27 protein-coding genes and 1 pseudogene are annotated in these 25,504 nt (G+C 69.4%); 19 read left to right on the forward strand and 9 right to left on the reverse strand.

Annotated elements, in window-relative coordinates; translation table 11 throughout:
• Positions 1 to 16: 16 nt before the first annotated feature.
• The 5 genes from AB663_RS13125 to AB663_RS13145 all read left to right on the forward strand — a co-directional run bounded on the left by AB663_RS13125 (position 17) and on the right by AB663_RS13145 (position 4,873).
• A complete protein-coding gene (locus AB663_RS13125) occupies positions 17 to 1,216 on the forward strand; it encodes a PucR family transcriptional regulator (RefSeq protein WP_067199957.1) in 1,200 nt (399 codons plus the stop codon).
• A gap of 91 nt (positions 1,217 to 1,307) precedes the next feature.
• A complete protein-coding gene (locus AB663_RS13130) occupies positions 1,308 to 2,228 on the forward strand; it encodes an ACP S-malonyltransferase (protein WP_067202746.1) in 921 nt (306 codons plus the stop codon).
• Entirely contained in the window at positions 2,225 to 3,226 is a 1,002-nt protein-coding gene (locus tag AB663_RS13135; protein WP_067199961.1) for a beta-ketoacyl-ACP synthase III, read from the forward strand. Before AB663_RS13130 ends, AB663_RS13135 begins: the two co-directional genes overlap by 4 nt.
• A gap of 68 nt (positions 3,227 to 3,294) precedes the next feature.
• Positions 3,295 to 3,543 (forward strand): acyl carrier protein, encoded by a 249-nt coding sequence (locus AB663_RS13140; RefSeq protein WP_017202249.1) that lies wholly within the window; start codon positions 3,295 to 3,297, stop codon positions 3,541 to 3,543.
• A gap of 94 nt (positions 3,544 to 3,637) precedes the next feature.
• A complete protein-coding gene (locus AB663_RS13145) occupies positions 3,638 to 4,873 on the forward strand; it encodes a beta-ketoacyl-[acyl-carrier-protein] synthase family protein (protein ID WP_067199964.1) in 1,236 nt (411 codons plus the stop codon).
• 64 nt (positions 4,874 to 4,937) lie between these two features.
• Here the strand turns inward: AB663_RS13145 and yczE are convergent, their stop codons facing one another.
• Positions 4,938 to 5,606 (reverse strand): membrane protein YczE, encoded by a 669-nt coding sequence (yczE, locus tag AB663_RS13150; RefSeq protein WP_067199968.1) that lies wholly within the window; start codon positions 5,604 to 5,606, stop codon positions 4,938 to 4,940.
• 96 nt (positions 5,607 to 5,702) lie between these two features.
• Here yczE and yczR point away from each other — a divergent pair, with 96 nt between their 5' ends.
• Entirely contained in the window at positions 5,703 to 7,106 is a 1,404-nt protein-coding gene (gene yczR / locus AB663_RS13155; protein ID WP_067199972.1) for a MocR-like transcription factor YczR, read from the forward strand.
• A gap of 139 nt (positions 7,107 to 7,245) precedes the next feature.
• Here the strand turns inward: yczR and AB663_RS13160 are convergent, their stop codons facing one another.
• The gene (locus AB663_RS13160; protein ID WP_067199974.1) at positions 7,246 to 7,749 is read right to left on the reverse strand and encodes a DUF3145 domain-containing protein; all 504 of its coding nucleotides are present in this window, start codon (positions 7,747 to 7,749) and stop codon (positions 7,246 to 7,248) included.
• Positions 7,750 to 7,920: 171 nt separating this feature from the next.
• The gene (locus AB663_RS13165) at positions 7,921 to 8,694 is read right to left on the reverse strand and encodes a hypothetical protein (protein WP_067199977.1); all 774 of its coding nucleotides are present in this window, start codon (positions 8,692 to 8,694) and stop codon (positions 7,921 to 7,923) included.
• 176 nt (positions 8,695 to 8,870) lie between these two features.
• On the opposite strand from AB663_RS13165, the gene AB663_RS13170 reads away from it, so the two are divergent.
• The 3 genes from AB663_RS13170 to AB663_RS13180 all read left to right on the forward strand — a co-directional run bounded on the left by AB663_RS13170 (position 8,871) and on the right by AB663_RS13180 (position 12,528).
• Positions 8,871 to 10,871 (forward strand): DUF262 domain-containing protein, encoded by a 2,001-nt coding sequence (locus tag AB663_RS13170; RefSeq protein WP_067199980.1) that lies wholly within the window; start codon positions 8,871 to 8,873, stop codon positions 10,869 to 10,871.
• A 35-nt stretch (positions 10,872 to 10,906) separates the two neighbouring features.
• Entirely contained in the window at positions 10,907 to 12,154 is a 1,248-nt protein-coding gene (locus tag AB663_RS13175) for an alpha/beta fold hydrolase (protein WP_067199983.1), read from the forward strand.
• 89 nt (positions 12,155 to 12,243) lie between these two features.
• On the forward strand, positions 12,244 to 12,528 hold the full coding sequence (locus AB663_RS13180; protein ID WP_067199986.1) for a hypothetical protein: 285 nt from the start codon (positions 12,244 to 12,246) through the stop codon (positions 12,526 to 12,528).
• Positions 12,529 to 12,625: 97 nt separating this feature from the next.
• On the opposite strand, the gene AB663_RS13185 is transcribed toward AB663_RS13180, so the two are convergent.
• The 3 genes from AB663_RS13185 to glgA form a co-directional block, all read right to left on the reverse strand.
• On the reverse strand, positions 12,626 to 12,877 hold the full coding sequence (locus AB663_RS13185; RefSeq protein WP_067199989.1) for a type B 50S ribosomal protein L31: 252 nt from the start codon (positions 12,875 to 12,877) through the stop codon (positions 12,626 to 12,628).
• A 90-nt stretch (positions 12,878 to 12,967) separates the two neighbouring features.
• Positions 12,968 to 13,753 carry an ABC transporter ATP-binding protein gene (locus AB663_RS13190; protein ID WP_067199992.1) on the reverse strand — a complete coding sequence of 262 codons (786 nt, stop codon included), beginning with the start codon at positions 13,751 to 13,753 and terminating at the stop codon, positions 12,968 to 12,970.
• Between the two features lie 17 nt (positions 13,754 to 13,770).
• The gene (gene glgA, locus AB663_RS13195) at positions 13,771 to 14,955 is read right to left on the reverse strand and encodes a glycogen synthase (protein WP_067199995.1); all 1,185 of its coding nucleotides are present in this window, start codon (positions 14,953 to 14,955) and stop codon (positions 13,771 to 13,773) included.
• 47 nt (positions 14,956 to 15,002) lie between these two features.
• Between glgA and glgC the strand changes: the two genes are divergently transcribed.
• Genes glgC through AB663_RS13210 form a run of 3 tightly spaced genes read left to right on the forward strand, consistent with a single transcriptional unit; the run spans position 15,003 to position 17,653 of the window.
• The gene (gene glgC, locus AB663_RS13200; protein ID WP_067199998.1) at positions 15,003 to 16,244 is read left to right on the forward strand and encodes a glucose-1-phosphate adenylyltransferase; all 1,242 of its coding nucleotides are present in this window, start codon (positions 15,003 to 15,005) and stop codon (positions 16,242 to 16,244) included.
• A 45-nt stretch (positions 16,245 to 16,289) separates the two neighbouring features.
• Positions 16,290 to 16,928 carry a phosphoserine phosphatase SerB gene (serB, locus tag AB663_RS13205; protein ID WP_067200001.1) on the forward strand — a complete coding sequence of 213 codons (639 nt, stop codon included), beginning with the start codon at positions 16,290 to 16,292 and terminating at the stop codon, positions 16,926 to 16,928.
• A 29-nt stretch (positions 16,929 to 16,957) separates the two neighbouring features.
• The gene (locus AB663_RS13210) at positions 16,958 to 17,653 is read left to right on the forward strand and encodes an alpha/beta fold hydrolase (protein WP_067202749.1); all 696 of its coding nucleotides are present in this window, start codon (positions 16,958 to 16,960) and stop codon (positions 17,651 to 17,653) included.
• A 3-nt stretch (positions 17,654 to 17,656) separates the two neighbouring features.
• Here AB663_RS13210 and AB663_RS13215 read toward each other — a convergent pair whose 3' ends face one another.
• Positions 17,657 to 18,367 (reverse strand): beta-ketoacyl-ACP reductase, encoded by a 711-nt coding sequence (locus AB663_RS13215; protein WP_067200004.1) that lies wholly within the window; start codon positions 18,365 to 18,367, stop codon positions 17,657 to 17,659.
• 148 nt (positions 18,368 to 18,515) lie between these two features.
• Between AB663_RS13215 and AB663_RS13220 the strand changes: the two genes are divergently transcribed.
• From AB663_RS13220 to AB663_RS13235, 4 genes are read left to right on the forward strand one after another with little or no spacing between them, the layout of a single operon-like run.
• Positions 18,516 to 19,118 (forward strand): DUF4190 domain-containing protein, encoded by a 603-nt coding sequence (locus AB663_RS13220; RefSeq protein ID WP_198147869.1) that lies wholly within the window; start codon positions 18,516 to 18,518, stop codon positions 19,116 to 19,118.
• 50 nt (positions 19,119 to 19,168) lie between these two features.
• Positions 19,169 to 19,519, forward strand: coding sequence for a DUF3099 domain-containing protein (locus AB663_RS13225; protein WP_083511244.1), 351 nt, complete (start codon positions 19,169 to 19,171; stop codon positions 19,517 to 19,519).
• Positions 19,516 to 19,710: a hypothetical protein gene (locus tag AB663_RS13230; protein ID WP_067200011.1), complete on the forward strand. Its 195-nt coding sequence runs from the start codon at positions 19,516 to 19,518 to the stop codon at positions 19,708 to 19,710. The genes AB663_RS13225 and AB663_RS13230 overlap by 4 nt, the downstream gene beginning before the upstream one ends.
• A complete protein-coding gene (locus tag AB663_RS13235) occupies positions 19,707 to 20,516 on the forward strand; it encodes an SURF1 family cytochrome oxidase biogenesis protein (protein WP_067200015.1) in 810 nt (269 codons plus the stop codon). Before AB663_RS13230 ends, AB663_RS13235 begins: the two co-directional genes overlap by 4 nt.
• A 30-nt stretch (positions 20,517 to 20,546) precedes the next feature.
• Here AB663_RS13235 and AB663_RS16940 read toward each other — a convergent pair.
• Both AB663_RS16940 and AB663_RS13240 read right to left on the reverse strand, forming a co-directional pair.
• Positions 20,547 to 21,113, reverse strand: a pseudogene (locus tag AB663_RS16940) (pyridoxine/pyridoxamine 5'-phosphate oxidase); the annotation flags it as partial.
• A 36-nt stretch (positions 21,114 to 21,149) separates the two neighbouring features.
• Positions 21,150 to 22,748 carry an ABC-F family ATP-binding cassette domain-containing protein gene (locus AB663_RS13240; protein WP_067200019.1) on the reverse strand — a complete coding sequence of 533 codons (1,599 nt, stop codon included), beginning with the start codon at positions 22,746 to 22,748 and terminating at the stop codon, positions 21,150 to 21,152.
• Positions 22,749 to 22,925: 177 nt separating this feature from the next.
• Here AB663_RS13240 and AB663_RS13245 point away from each other — a divergent pair, with 177 nt between their 5' ends.
• From AB663_RS13245 to AB663_RS13255, 3 genes are read left to right on the forward strand one after another with little or no spacing between them, the layout of a single operon-like run.
• Positions 22,926 to 23,546 (forward strand): DedA family protein, encoded by a 621-nt coding sequence (locus AB663_RS13245; protein WP_067200023.1) that lies wholly within the window; start codon positions 22,926 to 22,928, stop codon positions 23,544 to 23,546.
• Positions 23,547 to 23,551: 5 nt separating this feature from the next.
• Complete coding sequence (locus AB663_RS13250) at positions 23,552 to 24,790, forward strand: sensor histidine kinase (protein ID WP_067200026.1); 1,239 nt, start codon at positions 23,552 to 23,554, stop codon at positions 24,788 to 24,790.
• Complete coding sequence (locus tag AB663_RS13255) at positions 24,787 to 25,458, forward strand: response regulator (RefSeq protein WP_067200030.1); 672 nt, start codon at positions 24,787 to 24,789, stop codon at positions 25,456 to 25,458. Before AB663_RS13250 ends, AB663_RS13255 begins: the two co-directional genes overlap by 4 nt.
• Positions 25,459 to 25,504: the final 46 nt, after the last annotated feature.

Genomic DNA, 25,504 nt, shown 5'->3' on the forward strand with positions numbered 1-25,504 from the left:
CTCGTCGCCCGCGGGCATGGACAAGGCCGCGACGCTCACCTGGCTGCGCCGGATCTCCGGCGAGATCGCCTCGGTGACGATCAAGCGCCTGGAGGACACCCTCCCGTGGTACGCCGACATGCCACCGGCCCGACGCTCAGCGGTCGGGCTGGTGGCGCAGGCGGGGATCACGTCGTTCATCCAGTGGTACGACGACCCGTCGACGACTCCGTGGATCGCGGCGGACATCTTCGCGGCAGCGCCGCGTGAGCTGTTGCGCAGCGTCAGCCTGCAGCAGACGCTGCAGCTCATCCGCGTGACCGTCGAGGTCACTGAGGAGAGGGTCGCCGGCAAGGGCGAGCACCTGCGGGAGGCCATCCTGCTGTACTCGCGGGATGTCGCGTTCGCCGCTGCCGACGTCTACGCGCGGGCGGCCGAGGCCCGCGGGCTGTGGGATGCTCGCCTCGAAGCGCTCGTCGTCGACTCGATCCTCACCGGCGAGGCCGACGAGGAGCTCCCGAGCCGCATCGCCGCCTTGGGGTGGCACGGACACGGCGAGGTCGCGGTGCTCGTCGGCACGACTCCCCCGCAGTTCGACGTTGATCAGGTCAGGCGCACGGCGCGCAAGCTCGGCGTCGACGTGCTCATCGGCGTACAGGGCTCGCGTCTGGTGCTCGTGCTCGGGCGCGCCAGGGCGAGCGGACAGGAGGGAGACGAGGAGGAGCTCGGCTTCCAGGAGATCGCCGCGCGGCTGGAGCCCTCATTCGGTCCCGGGTACGTCGTCCTCGGCCCCGCCGTGGCCGCCCTGGTCGACGCGAGTCAGAGCGCACGCGCCGCTCTCGCCGGATTCGCCGTGGCGCGTGCCTGGCGCAGCGCGCCGCGCCCGGTCGACGCCGACGACCTGCTGCCGGAACGCGCCCTCGCGGGCGACCCGCTCGCCAAGCTCACGCTGATCGAGCGGATCTACCGCCCGCTCCAGGCGCACTCGACCGATCTCGTCACGACGCTGTGGAGCTACCTCGACAACGGACGCTCGCTCGAGGCGACGGCACGCGAGCTGTTCGTGCACCCGAACACGGTGCGCTACCGCCTCAAGCGCGTGAGCGAAGTCATCGGTTGGGATGCCACGGGCCCGCGTGAGGCGCTCATCCTCCAGACGGCTCTGATCCTCGGCTCCATCGGCGCCGCGGAGCAGCAGGTCCGGCGGCGCCCTCCGGCACGTCGTCCGCTCCGCTGAGCCCTCGCGCTGTACGCCACACACAAGGGTTTCCGCGAATCTTGTGATGGATCATCCACCGCTGTCGCCCGATCGTTGGCAGACTGGTGAGGTGATTGTCGTCGTCTGCCCTGGACAGGGCTCACAGACCCCCGGTTTCCTCTCCCCCTGGCTTGAGCTCGACGGAGTGGCTGAGCGGCTCGCCGGCTACTCCGATGCCGCAGAGGTCGACCTGCGGCTGCACGGCACGGAGTCCGATGCCGACACCATCCGTGACACCCGCGTCGCACAGCCGCTGATCGTCGCCGCCTCGCTCATCGCGGCCGAGCAGCTCGCGGCGCGCGCCGGACGCCGGCCCGACGGCGTGGCCGGCCATTCAGTGGGCGAGATCGCAGCCCTCGTGACGAGCGGGGTCATCGACGAGAGCACCGGGATGCGTCTCGTCGGCATACGCGGTCGCGCCATGGCCGACGCCGCCGCTCAGACGCCGACCGGCATGAGCGCCGTGCTCGGCGGTGACGAGCAGGCCGTGCTGGCACGAGTCGCCGAGCTCGACCTCTCCCCCGCCAACTACAACGGCGGCGGTCAGCTGGTCGTCGCCGGCGCGCTGCCCGCCCTCGCGGCTCTGGCCGAGGAGCCGGTGAAGGGCACGCGCGTGATCCCCCTGCAGGTCGCCGGCGCGTTCCACACCTCGTACATGGCGTCCGCCGTCGCGGCCCTGCGCGAGGCCGTCTCCTCCGTCAGCCCCGCCGACCCCTCGATCACGCTGTGGACCAACCGCGACGGCTCTGTCGTCGACGACGGTGTGACGGCGCTCACCTATCTGGTCGACCAGGTCTCCTCGCCCGTGCGGTGGGACCTCTGCATGACGTCGTTCGCCGACCACGGCATCACCGGGCTCATCGAGCTCGCCCCGGCCGGTGCGCTCGTCGGCCTCGCCAAGCGCGCTCTGCGCGGCGTGCCGTCCGTTGCCGTCAAGACCCCCGAAGACCTCGATGCAGCGGTCGAGCTGCTGAACGGAGCTGCCGCATGAGCGCCACCCTGTCGCAGATCACCGGTCCCGCGTACACCCGCATCTACTCCTACGGTGCGGCGCGCGGCGAGAACGCGGTCCCGAACGACGACCTCGTCGGTCCCATCGACTCGAGCGACGAGTGGATCCGCCAGCGCACGGGCATCGTCACGCGCGTGCGCGCCGACAAGGACACCGACGCGATCGACCTTGCGACGGCCGCGGCCGCGGAGGCGATCGAGAAGGCGGGCATCCCCGCCGACCAGGTGGACCTCGTGATCGTCGCGACCATCAGCAACCCGAAGCAGACGCCGTCCGTGTCGGCGATCGTCGCCGACCGGGTCGGAGCCAATCCAGCGGCCGCCTACGACATCAACGCCGCGTGCGCGGGCTACGCCTACGCCGTCGCCCAGGCCGACGCCCTCATCAAGGCCGGAACGGCACGCTACGCGCTGGTGATCGGCACGGAGAAGCTGTCCGACATCGTCGACCCCACCGATCGCAGCATCTCGTTCCTCCTCGGTGACGGAGCGGGTGCCGCGCTGATCGGCCCGAGCGACACGCCGGGCATCGCACCGGCGGTGTGGGGTTCCGACGGCTCCAAGGCGGATGCCGTGGGCATGAACCACACGCTCACGGAGTTCCGAGACGGCGAGGTGCCGTGGCCCACCTTGCGGCAGGAGGGCCCCACGGTCTTCCGCTGGGCGGTGTGGGAGATGGCGAAGGTCGCGCGGGAAGCGCTCGAGAAGGCCGGCATCGAGGCCTCCGATCTGGCGGCCTTCATCCCGCATCAGGCGAACATGCGCATCATCGACGAGTTCGCCAAGCAGCTGAAGCTGCCGGAGACCACGGTGATCGCGCGCGACATCGAGACGACGGGCAACACCTCGGCCGCGTCGATCCCGCTCGCCAGCCACCGGCTGATGGCGGAGCACCCCGAGCTGTCTGGTGGCCTCGCCCTGCAGATCGGCTTCGGTGCCGGGCTCGTCTTCGCCGCCCAGGTGGTCGTCCTCCCCTGAGAACGCTCCGACGTTCCCTAGACTGTTCCACGGTTCCGACAACAACCCGCAAGAAAGAGGAATACCACATGGCTTTCACCAACGACGAGGTCCTGGCCGGCCTTGCAGAGCTCATCACCGACGAGACCGGCATCAACGCCTCCGAGGTCGCCCTCGAGAAGTCGTTCACGGACGACCTCGACATCGACTCGATTTCGATGATGACGATCGTCGTCAACGCTGAGGAGAAGTTCGGCGTCACCATCCCCGACGACGAGGTCAAGAACCTGAAGACCGTCGGCGACGCCGTCAACTTCATCGTCGCCGGCCAGGAGTAATCCACCGCACGGATGCCACCCCCGCCACCGCGGGGCGTGGCATCCTCCATCCTGCCTCCGTCTCGCACGAACCCCGTTCGACAAGGAACCACACATGACCAAGCGCATCGTCGTCACCGGCATCGGCGCCACCTCCGCCATCGGCGGCACTGCTCCGGACAACTGGACCAACCTGCTCGCCGGCATGTCCGGAGGTCGCACCCTCGAGCACGAGTGGGTCGCCGAGATGGAGCTTCCCGTGACCTTCGCCGCCGAGGCGATGGTCCGACCGGACGAGGTGCTCGCCCGGCCCGTGGCGAAGCGTCTCGATCCATCGTCGCAGTTCGCCCTCGTCGCGGCGATGGAGGCGTGGGAGGATGCCGGTTCACCCGACGTCGATCCCGATCGCCTCGGCGTCGACTTCGCGACTGGCATCGGCGGCGTGTGGACCCTGCTCGACGCCTGGGACACGCTGCGCGAGAAGGGGCCTCGGCGCGTCATGCCCATGACGGTCCCGATGCTCATGCCCAACTCCGCCGCCGGCAACCTGTCGCTCCACTTCGGCGCCCGCGCGTTCGCCCGCACCGTCGCATCTGCGTGCGCCTCGAGCACCGAGTCGCTCGTGAACGCCTACGAGCACCTGCAGGCCGGCCTCGCCGACGTCGTCATCACGGGCGGCACCGAGTCGGCCATCCACCCGATCACGGTTGCCGCGTTCTCGTCGATGCAGGCCCTGTCGCGCCGGAACGACGATCCGGCCGGTGCGTCGCGGCCGTACTCCGTCGACCGCGACGGCTTCGTCATGGGTGAGGGCGCAGCCGTGCTGATCCTCGAGACGGAGGAGCACGCGAAGGCGCGCGGGGCGAAGATCTATGCCGAACTCGTCGGCGGCGGTGTGACAGCCGACGCCTACCACATCACCGCCAACGCCCCGGAGGGAGCCGCACGCGCGGTGCGCCTCGCCCTGGCCGCCGCCGGTCGCACGCCCGACGACATCACCCACGTCAACGCGCACGCGACGTCGACCCCCGTGGGCGACCCCAACGAGTACACCGCTCTCAAAGACGTGATCGGCGACCGCGTGCACGAGATCCCGGTGTCCGCGACCAAGGCGTCGACCGGTCACCTGCTCGGCGGCACCGGCGCCCTGGAGGCCATCTTCACCGTCCTGGCCGTGAAGAACCGCATCGCTCCGCCGACCATCAACATCTCCACGCAGGACCCAGAGATCCCACTGCGCGTCTCGGGCGATCCGCAGCCGCTCGGCGACGGACCCCAGCTGGCCATCAGCAACTCCTTCGGCTTCGGCGGACACAACGCCGTCATCGCCATCGCCAGCGTCGACGACTGAGCTCGCGCACGCACGCCGAGAAGGCCCGGGGATCGGCTCCCCGGGCCCTCTCGGTCGTCTGGTGTCACAGGTCGCGCGGCACACGCGCGAGCTGCGCGGACCGCGCACGTCGGCGCTCGGCGATCCGCGGGAGGAACCACCCGATCAGAGGCCCGACGCCGAACGCGAAGAGCACCGTGCCCACCCCCACCGGGCCGCCGAGCAGGAATCCGACGACGAGCACGCTGCCCTCGATGAGGGTCCGCACCACCCACACCGGCCATCCCGTGCGCGCCACCAGCCCGGTCATGAGACCGTCTCGAGGCCCGGGGCCGAAGTCCGCCGCGATGTAGAGACCCGTCGCGAACGCGAGAAGCAGCAGGCCGAGCAGGAACAGCGGCGCTCCGATCCAGGTCGACTCCGGTACGGGGACGATGGCGAGCGTGAGATCGGCGCTGGGTCCGATGAGCAGCGCGTTGAGCACGGTCCCGAGGCCCAGACGCTGGCGGAGCGGGATCCACAGCAGCAGCACCGCCACGGCCACGAGGTTCGTGACGATGCCATAGCCGATGCCGCTCTGTCCGGAGATGCCGAGGGCGAGCACGTCCCATGGGGCAACGCCGATCCCGCCGCGCACCATGAAGCCGAGTGCAACCCCGTACAGCACCAGCCCGATGAGCAGCTGGACGATGCGTTCGGCGGCGTCGCGCGGCGAGGATGCGCGGATGGGGAGGAACACGGAACCCAGGGACATGACCTCCATGGTGGCGTGCGGACCGCCCGCCACCGTGAGACCACTGACCGAGAAGTGGCCTCACGATCGAAGTCCACTTTGCGGCATGCTGATCGTATGGGCTCACGTCTCGTCACCCAGCTCGGACCCGAGAACCTCACAGGAGCATCGGCGGTCGCGCTCGCGAACCGCATCCGCGCGCTCATCCTCGACGGCCGTCTCACGGTCGGCGAACGTCTTCCGAGCGAGCGGGCGCTCGCGCTCGAACTCGGCCGCTCGCGTTCGACGGTGACGCGGGTGTACGGCAGCCTCGAGGCGGACGGCTACGTGACACGCCTGCACGGCGGCAGCACGAGAGTCGCCCTTCCGCACGCAGCCATGCCGTCGCAGGCGCACGAGGAGAGCGGCGCGATCGATCTGTCCATCGCCTCGATGGACTCGACTCCGGGTCTCTATGACGCCACCGTGCGCTCGCTTCCCCGCCTCGCGGCCATGCGGGGCACCAGCGGCTACTCTCTGCGCGGGCTGCCGGAGCTCCGCGAGGCCGTAGCCGCCCGCTTCACCGCGCGCGGCGCGGACACCGACCCCGACGAGATCATCATCACGTCGGGCGCGCTCAACGCCGTGAACCTCGTGCTCTCGACGATCGGACGCCGCGGCGAACGGGCCCTCGTCGAGCAGCCGACATTCCCGCACGCCCTCGAGGCGCTTCACCGGCACGCGTACCGGCTGCTCGCGACACCCGTCGACGCCGAAGGCTGGGATGCGCGCCACGTCACCGACACACTCCTCCGCTCTCGGCCGCACCTCGCCTACCTCATTCCCGACTTCCACAACCCGACGGGCGCGACGCTCCCCGACGCCGACCGTGCGCGCATCGCGACGACGGCGCGCAGCACGGGCACACGACTCATCGTGGACGAGACGACGGCGGAGCTCGACATCGACCGAGGCTGGACCCCGCTGCCCATGGCGGCGTACAGCCCCGAGGTGATCACCGTCGGCTCGATGTCCAAGATCGCGTGGGGCGGCATGCGTCTCGGCTGGATCAGGGCGGATCGTTCGCTGATCAGCCGACTGCTCGCCGTTCGCCCGTCGTTCGAACTGGGCACCGCGCTGCTGGAGCAGTGCATCGCCGTCGAGCTGCTCTCCGACATGCCGGCGCTGACGGAGCACGTGCGTCGGCGTCTGCGGGCGGGGAGGGAGGCCGTGAGGGAAGGCGTCGCGGCGATGCCCGGCATCCGCATGCCGCACACGCTCGGCGGCCTGTCGGCCTGGCTCGACCTCGGCGCCCCCGTCTCCACGGCGGTGTCCCTGGCAGCACGGGCACGAGGGCTCATCCTCCCTCCGGGGCCCCGCTTCTCGACGGGCGGGGTCCTCGAGCGAGGCCTGCGCGTGCCCATCACGCTTCCGCCAGAACGCACGCGCGACGCCATGCAGCGCCTGCGCGCCGCATGGGACGACGCCCGGCACGGCGAGGTGGGCGCCGCCGGGGAGATGCCGCGCGATGCCGTGGTCTGAGACGGAGACGGACGAGGACCCCATCCCTCACGGGACGGGGTCCTCGTCTTGTCGGAGCAGGGATACGTCTTCTCAGCGCCCGGGATGACTCACCGGCCCCCGATACTCACGCCTCCCCGCTCCATGCCTCCGGTCGCCGTCAGCCGACCTTGTGGAGCCAGACGACGCGGGCGTCGTCGCTCGCGTGCCGGAACGGCTCCAGCTCTTCGTCCCAGGCCGAGCCGAGCGCGATGTCGAGTTCGCGCTGCAGCTCGGCCGCGTTTCCTGCGGCGATCTCCATCGCATAGCGGATGCGATCCTCGCCGATGACCACGTTTCCGGCGGCATCCGTCTGCGCGTAGTGGATGCCGAGATCCGGGGTGTGCATCCAGCGGCCCCCGTCGCTGCGCGGCGTCGGGTCCTCGGTGACCTCGAAGCGGAGGTGCTCCCAGCCGCGGATGGCCGTGGCGAGCGCCGCACCCGTGCCGACGGGGCCGTCCCAGTAGAACTCCGCGCGTCGCGCGCCGTCGAGCACGGGCTGATCGGTCCAGTCGAAGTTCACCGCACGCCCGATAGCGCGCCCGACCGCCCATTCCAGGTGCGGGCAGAGCGCGCGAGGCGCGGAGTGGATGAACACCACTCCGCGTGCGTAAGCCGTCGCCATGATCTTCTCCGTTTCATCAGGTGCGTCTTCCCCTACGACCTGACACCGGAGATCCGGCGGATGTATGCGGTTATGCGCCCATTCTCACCCAGACCCGGTGAAATCACAAGCATGTGATTCACAGCGAAGGGCCTCGGTCGTGAGACGACCGAGGCCCTGTGGACGAGCTGCTTACGCCTCGCTCATCGCCTGCTTGACCTGCTGGCCCTTGGCGGCGTAGTAGGCGGCGCGGGCGGCGTCACGACGCGCCTGCTCGGCGTAGCCCGCCTCGAGGACGTCCTGCGGCACCTCGACCTGCTCGTGCTGGTCGGTGCCGTGGTACTTCTCGATGTAGGCGTCGAGCTCGGGGCCCGACTCCCACGAGGTGATCAGGCAGTAGCGCGGCTCGGTGCCGTTGTGCGTGGTGGCGTGCCAGAGGCGCTGGGTGTCGACGATCAGCTGAGCGCCGGCCGGAAGGGCGATGCGGTACTCGATGCTCGGGTCGGTACGGTTCTCACGCAGGACGAAGTAGCTGTCCTTGTCGTCGGTGAGGTTGAAGAAGCCCCGGACCACCCAGCCGGTGCCGTCGGGGTTCAGTCGGTTGTTGTCGTCCTGGTGGAGGTTGTACAGGCACTCGCCGTACGGGGTCGGCTGCAGTTCGATGATGCGGCAGCGGCCGACGTTCGCACCCGGCTCCTGGGCGCGCGCGGTGAGCGTCGGCGCGATCTTCGTCTGCGACTCGATCCAGACGCCGTCCTTGTCGGTGCGCGGCGGCTTGTGGTTCCAGAAGCCGTTGCACTCGATGTCGCCCTTGGCGCTGGCGAGCGGAGCGAAGCGCGTGTCGCCCGAGGACTTCCAGTCGACATACTCGACGTCGAGCCACTCCCGGGGGTCCATTTCCTTGTCGTAGCGGTCAAGGACGACGAAGCCCTTGTCCTCCAGCGCGGCGGACTTGATGTATCCCATGATCTGAGCCAGATCCTTTCATCGGGGGCCAGCACGTTTTAACAGGCCCTGATTAGGCAAGCCTAACAGGGGGCGCCGAGAGCGCCTCGGAGGCCCGCCGTGAATAAGTGCATAGACTGGTCCGGGCGCCCCGCGATGCCCCGGCGCCCGGCATTACGGGAGGACGACACACGAGCATGAGCACTGCGACCAACGTCGAGGCGACGGCAGTCAACACGATCGAATGGCTCGCAGCGGGTTCCACCGCCATCGTCGTCCCCGTGTACCAGCGCCAGTACCGGTGGGACATCGGCGCGTGCGAGCAGCTGCTCTCCGATGTGCGCGCCGTCGCAGCAGAAGACGCGTCGCACCGCCATTTCATCGGGTCGATCCTGTCGGCCGAGGACTCGGCCTCCGGTGACGAACTGATCCTCATCGACGGGCAGCAGCGCATCACGACGCTCATGCTCCTCATCGCCGCGCTGCACCACTCGGTGCGCGACAGCGACCCACAGCTGGCCGCTCAGCTGCACCGCGTCCTCGTGCGCGGGGACGACCCGAGCCGTACCAAGCTCCGACCGCACGACGCCTGGGCGCACCTGTATGAGTCCGTGATCTTCGAGCGCGGAGACCTCGCCGAACGCGAGTCGCGCTTCGACGACAACTACGCCTTCTTCCGCAGCCAGGTGCACGCCGACGAGGCCGTCTCGATCTGGCGAGGACTCCAGCGGCTCGAGCACGTGTCGATCACGCTCGGCGCCGCGGCGAACGCCCAGCAGATCTTCGAGAGCCTCAACTCGACCGGCGAGCCGCTGCGCGACCACGAGCTCATCCACAACTACATCCTCATGGGCCTCACGCATCAGGAGCAGCTCGACGTCGAGGCGCGATTCTGGCTGCCCATCGAGAAGCACACCGGAGAGGCGGTCGGGGCCTTCTGGCGGCACTACCTGGTGATGACCACGGGCCGCGAGGTCGCCGCCGGCGGCGAGCACGGGGTCTACAGCGCGTTCCGCCAGTCGTTCCCCCGGGTCGACGTCGCGCGGCTCGAGGCGGATGCGGAGGTCTGGCGCCACTACGCCGAGATCTACGGCATCCTTCTCGATCCGTCACGCGAGGGCGACGAGGAGATCCGCCGTCAGCTCCAGTACGTGAACACGTTCGGCCGCGCCGCGTACCCGCTCGTGATGAGCGTCTACAGCGACCATGCACGGGGCAGGATCGACCGGGCCGAGCTGATCCAGGTTCTCGAGTGGATCCAGGCGCTCTATCTGCGCCGCACCCTGGTCAACCTGCCGAACGAGAGGCTCGTCGCGCGGCTGTGCCGTGCGCGCGCGCTCGGCCCGGATGCGCTCGCGCGCGCCTTCGCCCGCATCACGCCGTCAGACGAGCGCGTCAGCGCCGTGCTGAAGTACAGCGAACTGCCGCACGCCGCGTACGTGCTCGGGCGCCTGGAGGGTGTCGACGACCCCACCGGGTACGACGTCGAACACGTCGTCCCCGCGGTTCCGGCCGACACCTGGTCTGGCGACGGCGTACGCACCTGGAGCGAGTACACGGAGGACGAGCAGAACAGCCACCGCGCGCTCGCGCCCACCCTCGGCAACCTCACCCTGCTCGAGCCGCAGCTCGCGGAGCGCGTGTTCGGAGCCTCCTTCCCGGTCAAGCGCGACGAGGCGTATACGCGCAGCGCTGTGGCCGAGACGCGGGCCATCGCCGACGAGGACTCCTGGGGGACGGCGGCGATCACACGGCGCACGATCGCCCTGACGGCCCGGCTCCTGCGGATCTGGGCGAGGCCTGCCCTTCCCGAGATCGACGACGACGGCCTCACGCCGATCCTGGACGCCGTGCGGCGCCGCGGATGGCCGGCCGGCTGGGAGCGCGAGTTCGACTACGTCGAGTACCGCGGAGAGCGGTGGGAGGTCCCCGACGTCAAGTACCTCTTCAACCGCGTCATGCGCCGCGCATGGACGGACACGCGCGAGGCCGCCCTCTCGTACTGCGCGAAGCACGGCGGCCCCATCTACGCCGAGATGGCATGGAAGGGCCAGTGGGACCGCCTCGACGACTCGCACTTCCTCTACATGGGCTGGGACTCGAACTACATGATGAGCGCCGTGCAGGGCGTGCTGGACGAGGCGGGCATCGCGTCGGAGGTCTTCGTCAAGTACTCCTACATCGGCAACGTGATGTAGCTCAGGCGCTCCACGCCTGCGGATAGGCTCGTCGGATGAGCACCACCGTCCGTCGCCTGCTGGATCTGACCCTCGAAGAGCACACGATCACCGTGCCGCTCGTGTGGGCGGATCCCACGGATCGGCGCACCATCGACGTGTTCGCCCGTGTCGTCTCGCGAGAAGGCGGTGACGAGCTCCCATATCTCGTCTTCCTCCAGGGCGGGCCCGGGCACGAGGCGCCCCGCCCGTTCCACTCGTCGACCTCGCCCGCGTGGCTCGACGAGGCGCTCGCGCACTACCGCGTCGTGCTGCTCGACCAGCGCGGCACCGGACGGTCGACGCCCGTCGGCGACGACGATCTGTCACGCGGCGCCTCGGCCGTGGCAGAGCACCTCACGCATCTGCGCGCCGACTCCATCGTGCGCGACTGCGAGGCGCTGCGCGAGCACCTGGGGGCCACCACGTGGAGCGTGCTCGGACAGTCGTTCGGCGGGTTCACCACGCTCGCGTACCTCTCCACGCACGCCGGCTCGCTCGACCGGGTGTTCATCACCGGCGGACTGAGCACCATCACTCGACCGGCGGACGAGGTGTACGCGCTCTGCTACGACAAGATGCGCTCCGCATCGGAGCGGTACTACCGCCGCTTCCCCGAGCATCGCGATGTCATGCGCAGGCTCGTCGACCTCGCGGATGCCGGACGCATCGTGCTCCCCGACGGCGAGGTCGTGTCGCGTTCGCGCCTGCGGTCGGTGGGGTCGGCGCTCGGCACGAACGACGGCTGGCAGACGCTGTGGTCGCTGCTCGAGAGCGATCCTTCGTCGAACGCCTTCCGCCACGATCTGCAGCACGCCATGCCGTTCACCGGCCGCAATCCGCTGTACTTCGTGTTCCACGAGTCGAGTTACGCGAGCGGGCAGGCGACGCGGTGGTCCGCCGAGCGTGTGGAGCCCGCGGACTTCGCCGACGACGTCACGCTCTTCACGGGCGAGCACATCCGGCGGGAATGGGCGGAGACCGTTCCCGCGTTCCGCCCGTGGCGGGAGGTCGCACTCGAGCTCGCCGAGTTCGAATGGCCGCGGATCTACGACCCCGACGCGATCGCCTCATCCGACGCCCGTGGGGCCGCCGCCGTGTACGCGAACGACGTCTACGTGCCCCTCGAGTTCTCACTCGAAACCGCGAGGCTCCTCCCCGACGTGCATCTCTGGGTCACCAGCGAGCACGAGCACAACGGACTGCGCTCCGGCCCGGTCCTGTCGCGGCTGATCGACCTCGCGCACGGCCGCCGCATCCGTTGACGAGGCTGCGGCACAGACGCACGGGCACGGGTACGGAGATCATCCGTCCGGTGGATGCCCTCATCGGCGGCACCGCGTAGCCTGGGCGCATGAGGGATGTGATGGCGTGGGCCGCCGTCGCCCTCGTGCTCGGCACCGGGCCCGTGCTGTTCGTGATCGGCATGATGCACATGTTCTCGCGCAAACCCGTGGAGAAGAAGTACGAGCACGCGGCGAACGGCGGCCTGGTCGGCGTGTTCGACGCGGTGTGGTCGCCCTCCGCGCACGAGGCGGCTGTCGAGCGCGATCGGCAGACGAAGCGCGCGGGACCGGCGCCGACGCCGGGCGACCCGCCGTGGACCATCGAACGCGGTCGCATCACCCTGGACCTCTGACACGCGGTGTCTGCTGACACGCGGTGTCTGCGCTGCGGCCGGAAACGCAGAAGGCCCCGCCCCTCGGGAACGAGAAGCGGGGCCTTCGGCGCATGGCTTACTTGGAGCCGAAATTCTTGAAGCGCTGGTTGAACTTCTCGACGCGACCAGCCGAGTCCATGATGCGCTGCTTGCCCGTGTAGAACGGGTGAGACGCCGAGGAGATCTCGACATCGATGACGGGGTACTCCACGCCGTCCAGCTCGATGGTCTTGTCGCTGGTGACGGTCGAACGGGTGAGGAACGTCTCGCCCGAGCCGAGGTCGCGGAACACGACGGGCTGGTAGTCGGGGTGAATGTCAGTCTTCATGGGATTCCTTACGTGGCGCCCTGGATTCTGCCAGGGACGAGGGAAGTCTGCGGTGCAGAGAGCACCAAGGATCGATTCTAGCAGACCCGATCAGGATGCCGCGCGTGCGGCGAAGCGCCCGCCGTCCGACGTCAGGCTGATCGGCAGGCCGAAGGTCTCGCTCAGCGACTCCGACGTCAGGCTCTCCTCGATCGGCCCAGCGGAGACGACGGCGCCGTCGCGCAGCAGCATGACGTGCGTGAAGCCGACGGGGATCTCTTCGACGTGGTGCGTGACCATGACCATGGCCGGCGTCGTCGGCGAGGACGCATAGCCGCTGAGCAGCGCCAGCAGCTCTTCTCGCGAGCCGAGGTCGAGCGAGGCCGTCGGCTCGTCGAGCAGCAGCAGCTCGGGATCGGTCATGACCGCGCGGGCGATCTGCACGCGCTTCTGCTCGCCGTCGCTGAGCGTTCCGAACGTACGCTCCGCGAGGTGCTCCAGGCGCCACTCGGCGAGCACGCGGAGGGCGCGGCGCTCGTCGATGTCCTCGTAATCCTCGTTCCAGCGTCCCAGCACCGAGTACGCGGCGGTCAGCACGGCGTTCAGCACGGTCTCGTCTCGCGGCACGCGCTTCGCCATGGCCGACGACGCGAAGCCGATGCGGGGGCGCACCTCGAAGACGTCGGTGCGGCCGAGCGTCTCGCCGAGCACGGCGACAGTGCCGGTTGTCGGATGCATGAGCGTGTCGGCGAGCTGCAGGAGCGTGGTCTTCCCGGCCCCGTTCGGTCCGAGGATCACCCACCGCTGGTCGTCCGCGACCTGCCAGGTCACGTGATCGATGATGTTGCGCCCCTCACGGCGCACGACGACGTCGGTGAATTCCAGAGCGCTCGACATGCAGCCAGCCTATCGGCTCAGGCGGTGAGCTCCGCGTAGAGCGCGCGGGTGGTGTCGGCGATCGACGCCCAGCTGAACTGCTCCGTCGCCCTGGCCCTTCCCGCCTCGCCGTACTGACGCGCGCGCTCCGGGTCGGACACGACCTCGGTGAGCACCGCGGCGAGGTCGGCGACATACCGCTCGGGGTCGACCGGAGTGCCCGTTCCGTCCTGCACCTGCTCGATGGGCACGAGCCTGCCGGTCACGCCGTCGTCGACGACCTCGGGGATGCCGCCGGTCGCGGTCCCCACGACGGCCGCGCCGCAGGCCATCGCCTCCAGGTTGACGATGCCGAGGGGCTCGTAGACCGAGGGACACACGAAGGCGGTCGCGGCGGTGAGGATCGCCGAGAGCTCATCGCGCGGCAGCATGCGTTCGATCCAGACGACGCCCTCCCGCGTCTGCTGCAGAACGCGCACCCCTTCTTGCACTTCGGACATGATCTCCGGCGTATCGGGAGCGCCGGCGCAGAGGATCAGCTGCACGTCGGCAGGCAGCATCCTCGCCGCCTGCAGCAAATATGGCAGCCCCTTCTGTCGCGTGATCCTCCCCACGAACACCACCGACGGACGCTCCGGATCCATGCCGACCGACTGCAGGAAGGCGCGGTCGTGCACGGGACGCCATCTGTCGACGTCGATGCCGTTGTGGATCACGCGGACCTTCGCCGGATCGACCTCGGGATAGCTGCGGAGGATGTCGGCGCGCATCCCCGCGCTCACGGCGATGACGGCGGCCGCGTTCTCATACGCGAGCTTCTCGATACCGCTCGACACCGCGTAGCCGCCGCCGAGCTGCTCGGCCTTCCACGGACGGAGCGGCTCCAGGCTGTGAGCGGTGAGCACGTGCGGGATGCCGTGCAGCTGCGAGGCGAGGTGCCCGGCGAAGTTCGCGTACCACGTGTGGCTGTGCACGATGTCGGCATCCGAGATGGCCGCGACGATCTCGAGATCCGTCCCCAGGGTCTGCAGAGCGGCGTTCGCGCCCTCGAGGCCGGACGGCGTCCGATAGGCGAAGGTCCCGCCCTCGTCGCGCGGCGCGCCGAAGGCTCTCACCCGCACGTCGATGCTGTCGCGCAAGGCTGCGACGAGCTCCGCGACGTGCACCCCGGCACCCCCGTAGATCTCCGGCGGGTACTCCTTGGTGACCATTTCGACTCGCATGTGCGAAACGCTAGTACACGGCGGGACAGGCGCTCTAGGGTGGAGCCATGTCCGCTCCAAAGAAGATCTTCGGCATCATCCTCGCCGGCGGCGAGGGCAAGCGACTCATGCCTCTGACCGCGGATCGCGCGAAACCTGCGGTGCCCTTCGGCGGACAGTACCGACTCATCGATTTCGCGATCTCGAACCTCATCAACTCGGGGCTGCGGCAGGTCGTCGTGCTGACCCAGTACAAGTCGCACAGCCTCGATCGGCACATCTCGCAGACGTGGCGCATGTCGGCTCTCCTCGACTCGTACGTCGCATCCGTCCCCGCCCAGCAGCGACTCGGCAAGCGGTGGTTCTCCGGCTCCGCCGACGCGATCCTGCAGAGCCTCAACCTCATCAACGACGAGAAGCCGGACATCGTGGTGGTGATCGGCGCCGATCACGTCTACCGCATGGACTTCCGCCAGATGCTCGACGCACACATCGAGTCCGGCGCGCGCGCCACGGTCGCAGGCATCCGTCAGCCTCTCGCACTGGCCTCGCAGTTCGGCGTGATCGACGCCGATCCGGAGTCCGGACGCATCCGGCAGTTCCTGGAGAAGCCCACCGACGCGACGGGTCTCGCCGACTCGCCGCACGAGGTGCTGGCGTCGATGGGCAACTACATCTTCGACGCCGACGCGCTGATCGCGGCGGTCGAGGCAGACGGTGAATCACCCACCTCCGGGCACGACATGGGCGGCGACATCGTCCCGTACTTCGTCGAACGAGGAGAGGCGGGCTACTACGACATGAAGCACAACGACGTGCCCGGTTCGTCGCCGCGCGACCGCTCGTACTGGCGCGACGTGGGGACGATCGACTCGTTCTTCGACGCGCACATGGATCTGATCTCCACGTTGCCGGTCTTCAACCTCTACAACATGGAGTGGCCGATCCACTCGCAGGCGGTGAACTCGCCGCCGGCGAAGTTCGTGCGCGACTCCGTCGGGCGCATCGGCAACGCGATCGACTCGATCGTCTCCCTGGGCTCCGTGCTCTCCGGGACGCACCTCGAGCGCAGCGTCGTCGGCCCGTGGACCCTCGCGGGCGGAGGCTCGACCATCACCGACTCGGTGCTGTTCGACCATGTCAGGGTCGGCGCCGGGGCACGTGTGCATCGGGCGATCCTCGACAAGAACGTCGTGCTCGCCGAGGGCGCCACCGTCGGCGTCGATCGCGAGCGCGACCTCGCGCGCGGCTTCACTGTGACGGATTCCGGCCTGACCGTCGTCGGGAAGGGCATCGTCGTCGAGCGCTGACGTCATGCGGCGCAGTGCTGCCTCGCGGGTCGCTAGGCTCGAACAGTGACCTCAGCGCGCTTCCTCGTCGTCCTCGATGCCGATTCCACGCTCATTCGGAACGAAGTGATCGAGCTGCTGGCCGATGAGGCCGGACGCCGCGCCGAGGTGCAGGCCGCCACCGAGGCCGCGATGCGCGGGGAGGTCGACTTCGCGACGAGCCTGCGTTCGCGCGTGGCGGCCCTCGAAGGCGTCCCGGTGGCAGCGTTCGAGCGCGTGATCGCCCGTATCGAGCCGACGCCCGGGGTCCGCGAGCTGACCGCCGCCGTGCATGCGCGCGGAGGCGTCGTCGCCGTGGTCTCCGGCGGATTCCATGAGATCCTCGACCACGTCGCACCAGGCCTCGGCGTCGACCGTTGGAAGGCCAACCGGCTCGTCGTGGCCGAAGGAGCGCTGGCCGGACGGGTCGACGGCGCCATCGTCGACGCCGAGGCCAAGGCGGCGGCGCTGACCCAGTGGGCCGCAGAGCTCGGCATCTCCCCCACCGCCACGATCGCCATCGGCGACGGCGCCAACGACCTGCGCATGATGGCTGTCGCCGGCCTCGGGCTCGCGTTCAACGCGAAGCCTGCGGTCCGCGAAGCGGCCAACCTCGTCGTGGGTCCGCACGACCTCTCCGAGGTGATTCCGCTTCTCCCCGCGTGATGTCGGAGGCCGTCGCTAACGTCGACCCCATGGACATCATTCTCATCCCCGGACTCTGGCTCGACGCATCCAGTTGGAACGACGTGAGCCGTCTACTGGAGCAGAAGGGGCACCGCCCACGGCCGCTCACCCTGCCGGGCCTCGGCGGCTCGGGCGCGGAGACCGCCGGGATCAGCATCGCCGAGTGGGTCGACGCCGCCTCGTCCGCGGTCGACGCCGTCGACGGTCCCGTCGTTGTCGTCGGCCACAGCGGCGGCGGAAACGTGGCCTGGGGCGTCGCCGATGCGCGACCCGAACGCGTGGCGCGGGTCATCTTCGTCGACACGGTGCCGCCCGCACCGGGGTTCGGCATCAACGAGTTCGAGCTCACCGACGGTGTGGTGCCCTTCCCCGGGTGGGACTTCTTCCCGAGCGGCGACGTGTACGACCTCGACGCCGCCACGCGCGCACGCACCGCGTCGCTCACGGCGAGCGTTCCCGGTCGGGTTCCCGCCGACCCGATCGAACTGAGCGATACCGCACGGCACCGAGTGCCGGTGACGCTCCTCATGGGCAGCATGGATCGCGACGAGCTCGAGAAGGAGCTCGAGAACTGGGGCCCGTTCGCCCACGAGTTCCACGCGATCGCAGATGCCGAGGTCGCGCGCATCGGCTCCGGCCACTGGCCTCAGTTCTCCGCTCCGCAGCGCCTCGCCCAGTTGATCGACGAGGCCGTCAGACGCTGAGCGTCAGTGCCCCATGCCGAGTCCGCCGTCGACGGGGATCACCGCACCCGAGATGTACGCCGCGTCGTCTCCCGCGAGCCAGGTCACGACGCCGGCGACCTCGTCTGGAGTCGCGAATCGTCCCGCGGGGATGCTGGCCTTGTACTGCTTCTGGGTGTCCTCGGGAAGCTCCGCCGTCATGTCGGTCTCGATGAAGCCCGGTGCGACGACGTTGGCGGTGATGCCCCGTCCGCCGAGCTCCCGGGTGAGCGAGCGGGCGAAGCCGACGAGGGCGCTCTTCGACGCCGCGTAGTTGACCTGCCCTGCAGACCCGTAGAGGCCCACCACGCTGGAGATGAGGATGACACGTCCGAAGCGTGCCCGGAGCATCCCCTTCGAGGCGCGCTTGACGACCCGGAAGGTACCGCCGAGGTTCGTCGCCACGACACTGTCGAAGTCGTCTTCCGTCATGCGCAGCAGGAGCGTGTCCTTGGTGATGCCGGCGTTGGCGACGACGATCTCGACAGGACCGAGCTGCTGCTCCACCTCGGTGAAGGCGGCATCGAGGGCCGCGGCATCCGTGACGTCCGCACGCACCGTGAGCGTTCCCTCCGGTCCTTCGCCGCTGCGCGCGGTGACGGCGACGCGGTATCCGTCGCGGACGAACCGCTCGGCGATGGCCCTGCCGATCCCTCGGTTGCCTCCGGTGACGAGCACGACGCGCTGAGAACTCATTTCCACTCCTGATCTGGCCGCCGAGGTGCAGTGACGGGTCCTAACGATCCTAGCGATGCGCCGTTCGACACCCCATGCCGACGCGTGTGCCGACGTTTGACAGATGCCGCCACGGACTGGAAGCCTGAAGGCGAAGAAAGGCGACATCGTGAGCGACAACAACACCCCCGGCCCCGCAGGCGACCAGCCCGACGCTTCCTTCCCGGCCGGCCTGACGCCTCCCCCCGCCGCGTCGGCGGCGCCGTCTGTCCCGCCTGTCCCTGCTGCGCCTGCGCCGCCCTTCGCCTCCTACCCCGGTGCGGCGCCGTCTTCGCCCGCACCGTCCGTGCACGCCCCTGCCGCACCCCCAGCCGCCTACGCGCGCCCCGCCACGCCTCCCGCCTACCCCGCTCCGGCCGGATACTCCGCCGCGCCGGGGTACCCGGCGACGTCCGCCTATCCCGCAGCGGCGTATGCGCCCGTCCGGCCCAACAGCGGCCTCGCCATCGCCTCGCTCATCTGCGGTATCGGCGGCATCGTCCTGTTCTGGCTCTGGGTGCCCGTGATCGCGTCGATCGTCGCCGTCGTCACCGGTCACATGGCGATGAAGCAGACCAAGAACAACCCCGCCATCGGCGGCCGCGGCATGGCCATCGCAGGACTCATCACCGGATACTTCGGCATCGGGCTGCTGCTGGCGCTGATCCTCATCGTGGTGGTCACGTTCCTGTTCATCGGGGCGGTCAGCGTCCCGTTCCTGTTCACCAGCTGAGCGGTTCCCGGCGCGCCGGGCGGCCGACGGCGGCGTAGGCTGGAGGCATCGTGAAGAACAAGCATGTGGTGCCGGCCGTCACCTCGCTGCCGCAGTCTCCCGGCGACGAGGCCGACCACCGCGTGCGCCGTTACGCCATCACCATGACGATCCGCATCGTCTGCTTCGGACTCATGGTGCTCGTCCACCCGTACGGCTGGTACACCTGGGTGTTCGGCATCGCCGCAGCGGTGCTCCCCTACATCGCCGTGGTCTTCGCGAACGCCGGAAGCGACAGCACCGAGACCGTGGCGGAGTCGCCCGTGCAGCAGCTCGAGGCGACGCCCTCCTCTCGGGTGGAGCCGCACGGCGAGTCGCCGGGGATCGTCACGATCCACGAGAGCCGACAGGACACCGCGTGAGCGCACTCGAATGCTCGCGCGCCGGATGCCGGAACGACGCGACGCACCACGTCGTCTGGCGCAACCCGCGCATACACTCGGCGGACCGCGAGAAGATCTGGCTCGCGTGCGATGAGCATGTGGCGTTCCTTCGCGACTACCTCGCGGCGCGCGACTTCCCCGTGACGGTTCGCGACGGGGTTCCGGCGTGAGTCCGCGCCTGCTCCGCTGGTCGGTGTACGTGCTCGTGGCCATCGGCTTCGCGGTGGCATGCGCGTTCCTCTCGAACTGGCAGTTCGACCGCAACGAAACCCGCGCGGCACAGATCGCCCTCGTCGAGCAGAACTACGACGCGGAGGCCGTTCCGTTCGCATCACTCGTCGGACCCGACGGCCGGCTCGATCCCGAGGACGAGTGGCATCCGGTGGTCCTTCGCGGAGAGTACCTCGCCGACGAGCAGCTCCTCGTCCGCAACCGGCCGCACGGCGGCACGAGCGCGTTCGAGGTGGTGGTGCCGTTCCGCGACGCCGACGGGAGGATCGTCATCGTCGACCGCGGCTGGGTGCCGCCCGGGGAGGGCGACGTGCCGGACTCGGTTCCGGCCCCTCCGTCCGGAGAAGTCGAGATCACCGTGCGCCTCCGCCCCGGCGAGCGACTCCCCGCATCCGGCCGCGGCGCCCCCGAGGGTCAAGTGCCGACCATCAATCTGCCGACCATCGCCGACATCGTGGGAGGCGACGTCATCACGGGGGCGTACGGTCAGCTCGTCTCCGAATCCCCGGCCGCCGACCACGCGCTGGGGGGCTTCGATTCCCCCACCGAAGATCCGGGCCCTCACCTCTCCTACGCGATCCAGTGGATCCTGTTCGCCATCATGGGGTTCGTCTTCATCGGCTACATCATCCGCACCGAGACCGTGAAGCACCGCGAAGACGCGGAAGGTGCACCCGTCCGCGTGAGAAGGCGCAGTCGTGATCGTGACGGCGACATCGAGGACGAACTGCTCGACGCGCGCTAGTTGTTCTTCCCCGCCCAGGGACCATCCTTCCGCGGAACGTCGGTACACGACACGCACGTGCGACCGATCGGGTGCCCCCTGCCAGAACTCCACGCGATCGGGCGCCAGCCGCCACAACACCCAGTCGGTGGGGTCGACACGCCCGCGCGCGGCCGGCGGACGGGCGGCCAGGTCGGCGAGGCTCTCGGCGCGGGACGCCTCTGCGACCCGACCCCGCAGCCGCACAGCCCGTCGCTGCGGCTGCCACCAGAACGACAGGGCCGCGGTGGGCGAGCCGTCGAGTTGGAGTCCCTTTCGCGAGTTGCGAGTGCTCGCGAACGCCCATCCCCGAGCATCGACATCCTTGAGGATCAGCACGCGCGCGTCGGGCACGCCGTCGGCATCGACGGTCGAGAGCGTCATCGCGTGCGGTTCGGGCACGGCACCACGGATGGCCGTGTCGAGCCACTCGGTGAACAGGAGCACGGGATCGTCGGGGACACTGCCGGGGTCGAACGCAGGCGCGTCGCCCGTCAGCGTGGGTAGCGAACGGAGCCGGGAGGCGAGGTCAGGACGGGGTCGGGTGTCACGACTCCACACTAGGCGCGAGCGCGGCACTCGGTCGGGACGCGCCTGCGCGCCGGCGCGACACGGCTACGCGAGCTCGATGAGCTCCTGGTACTCCTGGTTCCAGATGTCCTCGACGCCGTCGGGCAGGATCAGCACGCGCTCCGGGTTGAGCGACTGCACGGCGCCAGGGTCGTGGGAGACGAGCACGACGGCTCCCTCGTAGTGCGCGAGCGCCCCGAGGATCTCCTCCCGCGACGCCGGGTCGAGGTTGTTCGTCGGCTCGTCCAACAGCAGCAGGTTCGCCGACGACACGACGAGCGTCGCCAGCGACAGCCGGGTCTTCTCACCGCCGGACAGCACTCCGGCGGGCTTGTGCACGTCGTCACCGGTGAAGAGGAAGGAGCCGAGCACCTTGCGCGCCTCGGTCTCGGTGATGTGCGGAGCGGCTGAGACCATGTTCTCGAGCACCGACCGGCTGACGTCGAGGTTCTCGTGCTCCTGCGCGTAGTATCCGACCTTCAGGCCGTGCCCGGGTTCCAGCCTCCCCGTGTCGGGCTCGTCGACGCCCGCCAGCATCCGCAGCAGGGTCGTCTTGCCCGCACCGTTCAATCCGAGCACCACGACCTTCGATCCACGGTCGATCGCGAGGTCGACGTCGGTGAAGATCTCGAGCGACCCGTACGACTTCGACAGACCGGTCGCCATCAAGGGCGTCTTACCGCACGGCGCCGGCTTGGGGAAACGCAGCTTGGCGACCTTGTCCTCCTGGCGCACCTCTTCGAGACCGGCGAGCAGCTTCTCGGCTCGGGCCATCATCTGGTGCGCCGCGGCGGCCTTCGACGCCTTCGCTCCGAAGCGCGCAGCCTGCTGCTGCAACGTGGTCGCCTTCTTCTCGGCGTTCGCGCGTTCCTTCTTCCGGCGCTCTTCGTCGGCCGCACGCTGGCGCAGGTAGTTCTTCCAGTTCATGTTGTAGGTGTCGATGACCTGACGGTTCGCGTCGAGGTAGAACACCCTGTTCACGGTCTCGCCCACCAGCTCGACATCGTGCGAGATGACGATGAGGCCGCCCTTGTAGCCCTTGAGGAACTCGCGCAGCCACACGACGCTGTCGGCATCGAGGTGGTTCGTCGGCTCGTCGAGGATCATCGTCTCGGCATCCGAGAACAGGATGCGGGCGAGCTCGATGCGCCGGCGCTGGCCTCCGGAGAGCGTCGACAGCGGCTGGTCGAGGATCCGGTCCGGCAACGAGAGGTTGTGCGCGATCGACGCGGCTTCGGCCTCCGCGGCGTAACCGCCCTGCGCCTCGAACTGCTCGGTGAGCCGCGCATAGCGCTTCATCGCCTTCTCCGCGACGGCGGGGTCGTCGGAAGCCATCTGCAGCGAGGCCTCGGTCATGCCGAGGTTCAGCTGTCCGAGACCGCGCGCGTCGAGGATGCGCGTGCGGGCGAGATCTTCGGGGTTGCCGGATCTCGGATCCTGCGGGAGATAGCCGAGCTCCCCCGAGCGGGTCACCGTGCCTCCCGACGGGAGCAGATCGCCGGCGAGTACCTTGGTGAGCGTGGTCTTGCCGGCGCCGTTGCGGCCGACGAGTCCGATCTTGTCGCCGTCGGCCACGCGGAAGGAGACGTTCTCCATGAGGAGGCGCGCACCGACGCGGATCTCGAGGTCGTGGACGGCAAGCACAGCGCGAATTCCGTTCGTTCGATGAGGGTGGACGGCCGAGGGGCCAGCCTCCCAGTATATGCCGCGCGGGTGCTCCGCCTCCCCCGCGGGTGCTCCGCCGCAGATCACCCCGCAGGTGGACGCGGTCGATACCGCGGAGTGATGCCGCGGGCACGGCCGTGTTCATAGCGTCGGAGAGTGGACGTCATCAACGAGATCATCATGCAGGCGATCGCCTCCCCCTGGCTGTTCGTCGTACTCCTCGCCGTCACGGTCATCGACGGGTTCTTCCCGCCGATCCCCAGTGAGACGGTGCTCGTCGCGGCGGCCGCCGTCGCCGCGACGAACGGAAGTCACGGCACCCTCGTGCTCCTCGGGCTCGTGGCGGCGCTCGGCGCGGTCGTCGGTGACAACATCGCCTTCGCGATCGGTCGGTCGGTGGGTGTGACCCGCTTCTCGTGGATGCGCCGACCGCGGGTGCGCGCTGCCGTCGATCATGCGCAGCGCGCGCTCGACACGCGCAGCGCGTCGTTGATCCTTGGCGCCCGCTACATCCCGGTCGGGCGCGTCGCGGTGAACATGTCGGCGGGATCCCTCGGCTTCGCGTGGCGCAGGTTCCTCCCCCTCAGCGCCTTCGCCGGACTGTGCTGGAGCACGCTGAGCATCATCATCGGGCTGCTCGCGTCGGCTTGGGTGCACGACCAGCCCCTCGTGAGCGCGGGCATCGGCGTGGCTGTCGCCCTCGCTCTCGGGCTGATCATCGACCGGGTCGCCGTCGCCCGCCGTCGACGCGAGAGCGCGCCGCACCTGGCAGGATGACAGTCATGGCCACCCGCCGTCCCCCGCTCCGCGTCCGGCAGGTCGTCGTGCTGTCGGTTCTCGTCGCGGGCGCCATCGCCCTCTTCAGCGTGCTCGTGCCGCTTCAGGCGACGTTCTACGGCACCCCCCTCGCGATGTCTTTCGTCCTCGCCGCCGCCGTATGCGGAGCCCCGCTGCTGGCGATCCGGAATCCCCGGACGGCGAGCGTCATCGCGTGCGCGGCCACGTTCGCGCTCCCCCTCCTCGTCACCGCCCACGGGGGCGCAGCGGGACCGTGGCCCTGGTCGGTGCCTGCCATGCTGTCCTTCCTCCTGCTCGTGGCGGTGGTGTCTTTCCGGCACGGCGCCCGGCTCGGCCTGCTTCCGCTCGTCACAGGGCTCCTGGTCGCGCTCGCCGCCCCGGTGCTTCGGCCAGACGTGCAGGCCGGAGGTGCCGCCACGGCGAACCTCATCGTGACGGCATCGCTCGGAGTCGGCGTCTACCTGATCGCGGTCCTCGTCGCCGGCCGCATGCGCGTCGCCGAAGAGCTCACCAGGGAGCGGGAGCACAGCGCCCTCGAGGAGTCGCGACGCGTGCTCGTCGAGGAGCGTACGCGCATCGCCAGGGAGCTGCATGACGTGATCGCGCACAGCATGTCCGTGATCCAGGTGCAGGCATCGACGGCCAAGTACCGGATCAGCGATCTCGACGAGCGCGCATCGGTGGAGTTCGACGACATCGCGGCGACCGCGCGCACGTCCCTCACCGAGATGCGACGGATGCTCGGCGTGCTGCGCACGGAGGACCAGAGCGCAGAGCTGGCGCCGCAGCAAGGTCTCGCCGACATCCCCTCCCTCGTCGACAGCGTGCGGAGGGCCGGGGCGGCGGTGGAGCTCACCGGTGATACCGGCGACGCCGTCGTGACCGCCCCCGCCACCGTGCAGATCGCCGCATTCCGCATCGTGCAGGAGGCCTTGAGCAATGCCGTGCGCCACGCTCCCGGTGCGACGGTGCGCGTACGTGTCGACACAGACCGGTCGGCAATCAGGATCCGCGTCGACAATGATCCGTCGGCGACGACGTCCGCCTCCCCCGGTGCGGGCTACGGTCTGCGCGGCATGCGCGAGCGCGCAGAGCTGCTCGGCGGATCCGCCCGATCGGGCAGGATGGAAGACGGCGGATGGCGGGTCGATGCCTCGCTTCCGTTCCAGAACGAGTCCGGCGGCGCCGGGGCGGTGCCGCGCGACGGCAGGGAGACTTCGTGAGCATCAGCGTCCTCATCGCGGACGACCAGGCCATGGTGCGGGCCGGCTTCGCCGCGTTGCTCGACGCCCACGACGGCATCCGCGTTTCCGGACAGGCGGCGACGGGCGCCGAGGCGGTGACGTTGGCAGCCCGCCTGCAACCAGACGTGATCCTCATGGACGTGCGGATGCCGGACATGGACGGCATCGAAGCCACACGACGCATCCTCGGCCCTGGGTTCGCCGCAGCGCGCGTACCCCGCATCCTCATGCTGACGACGTTCGACATCGACGACTACGTCTACGACGCGCTCGAAGCCGGTGCGAGCGGATTCCTGCTCAAGGACGCGCTGCCCGAGGAGCTCGTGCACGCCGTGCGGGTCGTCGCGGGCGGCGACGCGCTCCTCGCCCCCAGCGTGACCCGCCGTATGATCGAGCAGTTCGCGCGACGCCGCCCTCGCTCGCCCCGGGCCGCGTCGGCGCTGGCGGAGCTCACCGACCGCGAGCGCGAAGTGCTCGTGCTCATCGGACGAGGACGCTCGAACAGCGAGATCGCCGCGGACCTCTTCATCGCCGAGCAGACCGTGAAGACGCACGTGGGCAAGGTCCTCGCGAAACTCGGCCTCCGCGACCGCGTGCACGCCGTCATCCTCGCCTACGACGCCGGACTGGTCGAACCCGCGACCTGATCGACTCACCCTCCGGTAGGGGGTGACGACAGCACCTCGGGGTGAT

The organism is Microbacterium sp. XT11 (assembly GCF_001513675.1).
Lineage (GTDB): Bacteria > Actinomycetota > Actinomycetes > Actinomycetales > Microbacteriaceae > Microbacterium.